The sequence below is a fragment of the Streptomyces thermospinosisporus genome (assembly GCF_039526425.1).
Taxonomy (GTDB): Bacteria; Actinomycetota; Actinomycetes; order Streptomycetales; family Streptomycetaceae; genus Streptomyces; species Streptomyces thermocarboxydovorans.
In genome coordinates this window covers 1-8,191 of record NZ_BAAAIZ010000149.1, presented here as the reverse complement: position 1 = coordinate 8,191, position 8,191 = coordinate 1, and the positions used below count along the sequence as shown (strand labels likewise).

Genomic DNA, 8,191 nt, shown 5'->3' with positions numbered 1-8,191 from the left:
GGGGTGGGGTGTTGTGGGTGGGGTGAGGGGGGTGCAGTCGGCGGGGTCGAGGTGTTGGGGGTAGCCCTCGATCTGGTGGGTGGCGGGCTGGTTGCACAGGACGCAGGGTGCGGGGGTGGTGAGTCGGTGGGGGTCGGTTTCGGGTGGTTGGGGGGTGGGCTGCTGTTGGGGCGGTGTGGGTGTGTCGGGGGTGTCGGTGTTGGGGGTGGGGGTGGTGAGGTGGGTGCGGAGTCCGTTGAGGAGGCGCTGGTAGTGGGTGCGGGTGGTGCCGGTGGGTTCCCAGCGGCCGGTCTCCCAGGCGCTGACGGTTTCGCGGCTTACTCCGAGGGCCTGGGCGACTTGTGCTTGGGTCAGGCGGGCGGCGCGGCGTAGTTGTTTGCGTTCGGCTGGTGTGGGGAGTGCGTCCTGGGCGAGGGAGGCCAGGAGGGCGTCTACGGCGTTGTGTTGCTGTGGCTTGGGGTGCTCGTGCTCCACAACCTGCTCCAGGTGCGCTTCGCGTATGACTTCACATGTCGCTTCACATTTTGGTTCGTATCGTACTCGTGTGGGGGTGTGGGGGTGTGGGGGTGTGGGGGTGTGGGGGGCGGGGTGGAGTGGTGTGGGGGGGTCTGTCTGCCGGCTCGTGCGGGGTTGGTGTGACGATGTCCTGCCGCTGGACCGACCGGGCTTTGCTGTCCGGGCTGCTTGTCGGTGGACCGAGGTTCGGGTCGGGAACCAGGGGGAGCGGCGGCCCGCCGTCGCCCGAGCTGCTGCTTGTCTCCGCGGTCCGCACGGCGCCTCCTTCTGCGTCCGGAGCTTCTTGGATTCGGCTTGGGCATGCGGGTGGCGTGGATGGTTCCGTGGATGGGTCGACCCGCCTCGGTGGGGCGGTGCAGATCGAGCCGACGGCAGCGGTCTGTCATGTGAGAGGCGGGTGCGGGTGCTGAGGCCTCGTGGCTGTTCGGGCGGGTGCGTGGGGTGGGCGGAGAGGCTTTGCGTGTGGCGCTCCCAGCAGCATGTGCTGTACGGCGGTTCGGATCGAACCGCCGTATCTGCATGAGCGTCGTGTGGGGAGATCGGTCCGCAGCTCAGTGGATCGCGTCGAGCAGGGTAGCTGCGGCGATCAGCGTGAGGGCGCTGCCCAGCAGATCCACCGCACGGGTGATCAGCTTGTACTTGCGGGTTGCCAGCAGGGACAGCTCAACGAGCTGGGTGCAACGTTCCAGGTCATGGTCGGCTGTGGTGGACATATGGGTGACCAGTTCGGGGACCCGTCCCTTGAACTGCGCGTAGAAGGCGAAGTATGCCCTGCCGCCCATTCGGGCTACGCCGTCGGGTCGGACACAGAACAGGAGCTGCACGAGGCTGGCGGCCATGCAGCAGAGTCCTGCCCAGGCGAGCCACTCGACTCCGTTCCACAGGGTGAAGATGGCTGATGGGCGTAGGGAGAAGGTGGCGACGATGCCCGCTGCGATTGCCGAGAACAGTGCGAGCAGTGTGGCTGCTTTCTGGTCGGCGCGGGCCAGTTCGGTGCGAACGTCAGCCAGTGCTCCGGGCAGGGCCTGCAGGTCAGACGGGTTCGCCATCGCGGGTGTCCCGATGCGTGTCACCGCCGTCAAGCAGTTGGCCGGAGATTCCTTTGTAGTTTCGGCACACTTGCAGGGTCACTTGGTCTCCGGGGCGCCGGCTGTCTGCTTCGGGGCCTAGGAAGACGAAGAGTGCCTGCCGGTTGCCACGTGAGTCGATGACGTCGACGAAGGAGTATCCCTTGGCGGGGAAGACGCGTTGGAAGTGGCCTTTGATGCGATGGCCTTCTTGGACGGTGCAGCCTGCCAGTGGCTGCTTGCCCTCCTGGAGGGGGGGTAGGGGCACGAACCTGACGGAGCTGCCTTCTGTGAGGTCTTCCTCGCCGACGATGAAGCGGCGGTCGACGTAGTGGTCGCCGTGTTCGGAGCTCGTCGAGATGAATCCGCGCCCCAGGGTTGCGTCCCAGCGCTTCACCACGCCGTCCATTGTCGGTGGGGGAGCCTGGTGGGGCGGGCCCGCTGGGGTGAAGGCCGGCTGCATGGTGGCTGCTTGGGTGCTCTGTTTCTCGATGGTCTCGGTGAGGACTCCGCCGCGTACGCCGACGGGCTCCTGACGCCAGATGACCTCTCGGTATCTGACCGGTTCGGGGAAGCCTTTGAGTTGTACTTTCTGCTCGGTCTCCGACAGGTAGTCGTCGGGTCCGTAGTCCATGGCCTGGCCCATCATGGAGGTGACCTTGAGCATGTTCGCGGAGACGACGGTTGCGCTGTCGACCCAGATGGCCTGCGGTGCGGCGGCGCTGCAGAGCCGTGCGGCGCGGTCGACGACGGAGCCGACGTAGTCCAGTCCGCCGCCCGGTGCCTGGTACTCGACGACATGTCCGGTGGCGATGCCGATCGTGGCGAGGCACTCTTTGAGGGTGTTTTTGTTTTCGGCGCGCAGCATTTCCTGGATGCGGATGGCTGCGTTGATGGCGTCGGCTGCTTGCTCGCTGCTGAAGGCGGCGAGGGTTCCGTCACCGAGGTATTTGACCACGGTGCCGCCGTGGGCGGTGATGGCGTCAGTTGTGATGTCGAGGAACTTGCCGATGGTGGGTAGCCAGTTCACTTCTCCTGTCTTGGACTTGAGTTCGGTCGAGCCGGAGAGGTCGGCGAAGAGGATGACCCGGTACGGGCGTTCCGGATTTCTGGATGCCTCCTGGAAGAGGCTGAAGTGATCGGTCACCATGTGCTGGGGCCCCCTGAGTGACACGGCGTAGATTAGTGAAGACCATTAACCATGCAACGTGGCTTCACCGCAAGCGTCGAGGTCAGAGAGCTGACGTCGCATCAACTGGGTTCGCCGTAGGGTGACTTGACACGGGGTTGCTGAGGAGGCGAGGAGGTGCGGCCAAAGTGACAGGTGCACGAGGGGGCGCGCAGACGCGTCGTGAGCGCCTGCGGGCGGAGCTCGAACGGGAGGCCCGGGCGGAAGCGCGCCGGCTGACCGCCGCCCATGGCGTGGAGGGGCTCACCTTGTCAGCCGTGGCACGCGGCGTCGGCGTTTCGCCACCGGCGCTGTATCGGTATTTCGACGGCCGGCAGGGCCTGATTCTCGCGGTGTACGAGGATTTGACGCGTGAGTTCGTCTCCATCGTCGCTGAAGCGGCGCGCCGTGAGGCGTCCGGAGACCTGGGCGCGCAGCTGTACGCGGCGACGCGTGCAGTACTGGACTGGACCGTTGCCCATCCGGCGGAGTTCGATCTTCTGATGGGTGCCGGTTATGCGAGGCTGGCGGCCTCGTGCGGCGCCCTTGACCGCGTTCTCGTCAGGGAACTGGGCGGGGCGTTCGGACTCATGTTCACGGAACTGTGGCGGCAGGGAAGGCTGAACTTCCCCGCAGAGGATGAGATTGATCCTGTCCTGCTCAAGCAGGTGATCGTCTATCGAGATGTGATCGGGCTCGACCACCCGCCCGGGGTGGCGCTCCTGATGATCACGTGTTGGCGTCAGATCTACGGCATCCTGTGCATGGCGGTGAACCGCCACCTTGCCGCTTCGTTCGACGACTTCGTTCCGCTGTTCAACCGCATGATGGACGATCTCCTCGGCATGCTCGGGGTCGCGCGGGCCTCCGGGCAGGGCTGAGGGCCGGCGAGTCACGGCGGTATCCACGCTTCACGGCCTCCTTGCGGCCGTTGCCGGGGGCCCGTCGCACAGCGGGGCTGACTTCGTCCCGTGCGCCTCCTCGGGGAGGGGTCAGGCCCGGGCGTCGGGCGGGCAGAGGCGGTCTTGCCCCGGGGTGTTCGGGCAGCCTGTGGCAGCCTGTGGCAGCCGGCCGGGGCGCCGCGCTCGCCGGGGTCGCCGGCGGGCCGCATCCTGGGCCGGGCGACGACCCGGTGCCTGCGGCGGATCACGGCGCCCCGTTCGCGCGCCTGCCGCCCGTGAAACCACGCTCCAGGTCCGCCTGGAACCGGCCCGCGACCGGGGGCCCTCCACGTGTAGAGCGCCGGCGGTCAGCCCCGGCAGGCCGGCGGAAGGGAAGGCCGCCCCGGCCCGCCGGACGAAGCCCCCTTCCCGGGCGCCGCCCTGCCGCGGCGTGCAGCGGGCCACGTGCGCGCACGTCGCCGGCCGGCTTTCCAGGCACACCCTCCCGGCCGGTTGCCGGACCGGGGGTCAGCGGCGCCAGAACAGGTGGTGTGCCACGCCGGTCGGGCTGGGGACGACCTCGAGGTGGTAGCGGTCGAGCAGTTCCTCGGGGGTGTTCCACAGGCGCAGGCCGGTGCCGAGTTTCACGGGGACGACGGCGACGTGCAGGGTGTCGACGAGACCGGCGTCGAGGAACTGCCGGATGGTGGTGACGCCGCCGCCGAGGCGGACGTCTTTGCCGCCGGCTGCTTGGCGGGCCAGCTGGAGCACGGTCTGCGGGTCTGCGTCGACGAAGTGGAATGTGGTGTCGGAGAGGGTGAATGACGGTCGCGGGTGGTGGGTCATCACGAACACGGGGGTGTGGAAGGGCGGCTCGTTGCCCCACCAGCCGTGCCATGTGTGGTCGGGCCAGGGGCCGCGCTGGGGTCCGAACTTGTTGCGGCCCATGATCTCGGCGCCGATGTTGTGGGAGAAGTCACGGACGAAGTAGTCGTCGATGCCTCTGGTCCCGCCGGGGGCGGTGCGGTAGGGCCAGCTCGCTGTCGCTTCCGCCCAGGCGAACAGGTCCCCCGGGTCGACGTGGCCGAACGGGCGGTCGAGGCTCTGGTCCTCGCCCGCGGCGATCCCGTCGCTGGAGACGCTGAAGTTCTGCACTCTCAGCAGCTGCTGCGGCACTGTCCCTCCTCGGAAAAGGATGTGGTGGCGGTGACAGAGTGAGGACCGTTTCCGGGGCGAGAACTCATCGGCGGGGGCCGGCGCGGGCCGCGGGTGGTCTTACAGGAAGCGCCGGATCGGGGTGGCGGCTGCCTCGGCCAGGCGGGCGGCCAGGGGGCGGTGTCTCCAGCGGGCCGCGTCGACGGGCTCGCTGAGTTTGCGGTCGGCGTCGAAGTCGGCGTCGAGGGCGGCGGTGAAGTCCTCGTCGAGGACGGCCAGCATGACCTCCTCGTCGTGTTCCAGGGAGCGGCGGTTGACGTTGGTGGAGCCGATCAGGGAGCAGACCCCGTCCACGGTGATGATCTTGGTGTGGAGCATGGTCGGCTGGTAGTCGCAGATGTGGACGCCGGCGTCGAGGAGGGTCTGAGTGCTGCCGGCCGGCCAGGAGGCAGGCGCGCTGGTCGGTGTGGGGGCCGGGCAGGAGGATCTCCACCCTCACGCCGCGGCGGGCGGCGTCGGCCAGCAGGCCGGTGAAGTAGGTGTCGGGGGCGAAAGTAGGCCGTCGACAGCCGCAGCCGCAGCCGCTGCCGCTGCCGCTGCCGGGCTGAGGTGATCACGACGCGCAGCAGGGTCTGCATGTCCTGCCAGCCGAAGCCGGCCGAGCCGCGTACGACCTGGACGGTGGCGCTGCCGGGCTGCTCCTGGGAGGTGAAGCGGTCGTGCTCGTCGTAGAGCTCGTCGTGGCATTCGGCCCAGCTCTGGGCGAAGGCTGCGGCGATGCCGTCCACGGCGGGGCCGCGTACCTGCACGTGGGTGTCGCGCCATTCGTGGGGGTCGCGGGCGTTGCCGCACCACTCGCGGGCGATGCCCACGCCGCCGGTGAAGGCGGTGTGTTCGCCGGTGACCAGGACCTTGCGGTGGCAGCGGTGGTTCTGCCGCATCGGGGACAGGCGGGTGGGTTTGCGGAACCAGGCCACGCGCACGCCCGCACCGGCCATCGCGTCCAGCAGCTGCGGTTCGATCTCCTTGGCGCCGAAGCCGTCGAGGAGCAGGCGGACGCGGACGCCTGCGCGGGCCCGGCCGGAGAGGGCTTGCGCGAATGCGTGTGCGATGTCGCCTCGCCAGTAGACGAAGGTCATCATGCCGATCGTGTGCCGGGCGGTGCGGATGGCGTCGAGCATGGCGGGGAAGATCTCGTCGCCGTTGCGCAGCGGAACGAGTTCGTTGCCCTCGGTCGCTGCGATGCCGATGAGCCGTTCCAGGCGTCTGCGCAGCCGCTGCCGCTCCGTCTGTGAGGTCACGTGCCTCTCCCCTGTCTGTGTGTCCCGGCCGTCCCCCTCTTTTCCTGGTGCCGTGGTCAGGGGCGCCACCCTTGCTTCTTGCCGCTCACGGGCCGGGCACGCAGCGTGGCCGGGGTGGGCATGGACACAGGCGGGCGTGCAGGACGCGCGGAGGGGGCGGAAGGGGGTGAGGGGCCGGACGGGTGTGGAGGCTGGGCGCGGCGGCTGTTCGGTTCAGGGCGAGCCGGAGGGCCGGCCTCCCCGGGTGCGGCCGGTCTGGCGCCGTGCCGCGGCGGTCTGTGCCCGGGCCGGCGGAAGAAGGCCGCTGAGGCGGGGATCCGCCCCTACGGCACGGTCACGCGGCGAGGGCGCGGCGTGGGCGGCTGTCCGAGGGCGGCCAGGGTGCCTCGGCACGGTTCCCGCCCCCGGAGGTCTCCCCCGGCCCGGCCCAGCCCAGCCCGCAAGGCGTGGTTCCTACTGGCCCCGGGGTGGGGGTCTCCTCGCGGCCCACGGCTTCACGGAAGTGTGCCGGGCCGCCGGCTGCGGCGTCCGCCCGGCGCGGCGTCCGCCCGGCGCGGGGTGCGCGGAGTGCGCGGAGTGCGCGGGGTGTGGTGTCACCGGTGCGGCAGAACGCGGAACGCGTTGCCGTCGGGGTCGGCCAGCAGCACCGTGCCGTCCTCACCGCGGCCGAGGTGCTTCGCTCCCGGGGAGAGCAGGCGGTCGACCTCCTGCTGCTGGCCGCCGTGTGGTGCGAGGTCGAAGTGGAGGTCCCTGCCGGCATCCGGCATCAGCGGCGGACCACCCCACGTGATCTTCGTGCCGCCGTGCGGTGACTGGATGGCGCTCTCCTCGTCCTGGTCCCACACCAGCGGCCAGCCCAGGACCTGGCTCCAGAAGCAGCCCACGGCCTGCGAACCGTCGCAGGCCAGCGCCCCGAGGAGGCCGCAGCCGGCGAGGAAACCGCTGCCCGGCTCCAGGACGCAGAACTCGTTGCCCCCGGGGTCGGCGCGCACCCCATGGGAGGCGTCGGGTCCCTGGCCGACGTCGGCGTGCCGGGCAGGCGAGGGCGAGCGCCCGCTCCACCCTCTCCTGCTGCTCCGTGCGGGAGGAACCGGTCAGGTCGGCGTGCCGCCGGTTCTGGCCCGTCTTCCGCGCCCGGGCGGGGCGGAAGCCGATGCGGTAACCGGCGGCGTTCCCGGCAGCAGGGCGATGCCGTCGCCGGAATCGGCGGCTCTCTGTGCGCCCAGGACACCGGCCCAGAAATCCGCCAGGCCGCTCCGGATCGTACGCGTCGAAGGAGATCGCGAAGAGTCGGCTGGTCACGTGAGCCACGCTTCCCCGGGTCCGTTGAGGCCACCGCCGGCGGGGCGGGTCGTGCCGGCGCCCCGGGACGAGGACAGGTACAGCTGCCTGTGCGCCACGTGCCGATCCGAAAACCCCTCGCAGGGGCCACGGAGGGCGGGCGCAGCAGGTGAAGCGGGGCCAGGGGCAACCCTGCGGGGCTTCGGCTGAGCTGCTGCCGGAAAAAGGGGCAAAGGGGCCCGCCGGCGGGCGCCGTGCGGCCGGGAGGAGGGCGCGGGGGCGGTGCTGCTGCGTCGGGTCTCGGTGAAGTGGATGGACCGGCGAGGGTCAGTGCCTCCTGCGGTTCGTCGACCTGGAGGGGGCGGCAGGGTGACGCCCTGCGAGGACGAAGAGCCAGGTGAGGAAGGCGAATCGGGCGTTGCTGCTGTCGACGGGGTGGGTGCCGCACGCACCGGGACACGCGCGTGCGGCCCGGGCGGGCAAACAGGTTGCGCGGGCGGCTCCAAGGGCGGCGGCGAAGGCGCGTATGCCCTGCACAGCGCCGTCGCATGACGCGGTCACCGGCCCGTCCCTCCCCGGGTTCGGGCCTGGTGCCAGGCACGGTCGCGCGCACTGCCACCCACCGCTTCAGGTGGGGCGGTGGGGCGGGGCGCAGGCCATGCCGCAGAGACCGTGGCTTCGTTCATCTCCGGGAACAGCGATTGTCGACCGGTTCCGGAGTCAGTTGTCGATCAGCCGGCTCGCGAGTGTCGAGGAGAAATGACGGCGCTGCCGAGTGAGTGAGGGGAACGCGGGGGACGGCCAGCCGCCCGTCAGGGCGGC

Annotated in this window: 5 protein-coding genes and 2 pseudogenes; 1 reads left to right on the top strand and 6 read right to left on the bottom strand. The window is 70.2% G+C overall.

Annotated elements, in window-relative coordinates; translation table 11 throughout:
• The 3 genes from ABD207_RS31690 to ABD207_RS31680 form a co-directional block, all read right to left on the bottom strand.
• Positions 1–474: helix-turn-helix transcriptional regulator (locus tag ABD207_RS31690; protein ID WP_344016761.1), on the bottom strand; the 474-nt coding region annotated here is incomplete at its 3' end.
• 593 nt (positions 475–1,067) lie between these two features.
• A complete protein-coding gene (locus ABD207_RS31685; protein WP_344016760.1) occupies positions 1,068–1,565 on the bottom strand; it encodes a Pycsar system effector family protein in 498 nt (165 codons plus the stop codon).
• Positions 1,549–2,733, bottom strand: a complete 1,185-nt coding sequence (locus ABD207_RS31680) for an adenylate/guanylate cyclase domain-containing protein (protein WP_344016759.1) — start codon at positions 2,731–2,733, stop codon at positions 1,549–1,551. The genes ABD207_RS31685 and ABD207_RS31680 overlap by 17 nt, the downstream gene beginning before the upstream one ends.
• A 167-nt stretch (positions 2,734–2,900) precedes the next feature.
• Between ABD207_RS31680 and ABD207_RS31675 the strand changes: the two genes are divergently transcribed.
• Positions 2,901–3,632 (top strand): TetR/AcrR family transcriptional regulator, encoded by a 732-nt coding sequence (locus ABD207_RS31675; protein ID WP_344016758.1) that lies wholly within the window; start codon positions 2,901–2,903, stop codon positions 3,630–3,632.
• Positions 3,633–4,160: 528 nt separating this feature from the next.
• Here the strand turns inward: ABD207_RS31675 and ABD207_RS31670 are convergent.
• The 3 genes and pseudogenes from ABD207_RS31670 to ABD207_RS31660 form a co-directional block, all read right to left on the bottom strand.
• Positions 4,161–4,808 (bottom strand): dihydrofolate reductase family protein, encoded by a 648-nt coding sequence (locus ABD207_RS31670; RefSeq protein WP_344016757.1) that lies wholly within the window; start codon positions 4,806–4,808, stop codon positions 4,161–4,163.
• Positions 4,809–4,907: 99 nt separating this feature from the next.
• Positions 4,908–6,088 (bottom strand): annotated as a pseudogene (locus tag ABD207_RS31665) (phospholipase D-like domain-containing protein).
• 593 nt (positions 6,089–6,681) lie between these two features.
• Positions 6,682–7,390, bottom strand: a pseudogene (locus tag ABD207_RS31660) (VOC family protein).
• Positions 7,391–8,191 lie beyond the last annotated feature (801 nt).

Bases quoted from the DNA above. Each gene is read 5' to 3' on its own strand.
- ABD207_RS31685 (WP_344016760.1), bottom strand. From the start codon at position 1,565: ATGGCGAACCCGTCTGACCTGCAGGCCCTGCCCGGAGCACTGGCTGAC.
- ABD207_RS31680 (WP_344016759.1), bottom strand. From the start codon at position 2,733: ATGGTGACCGATCACTTCAGCCTCTTCCAGGAGGCATCCAGAAATCCG.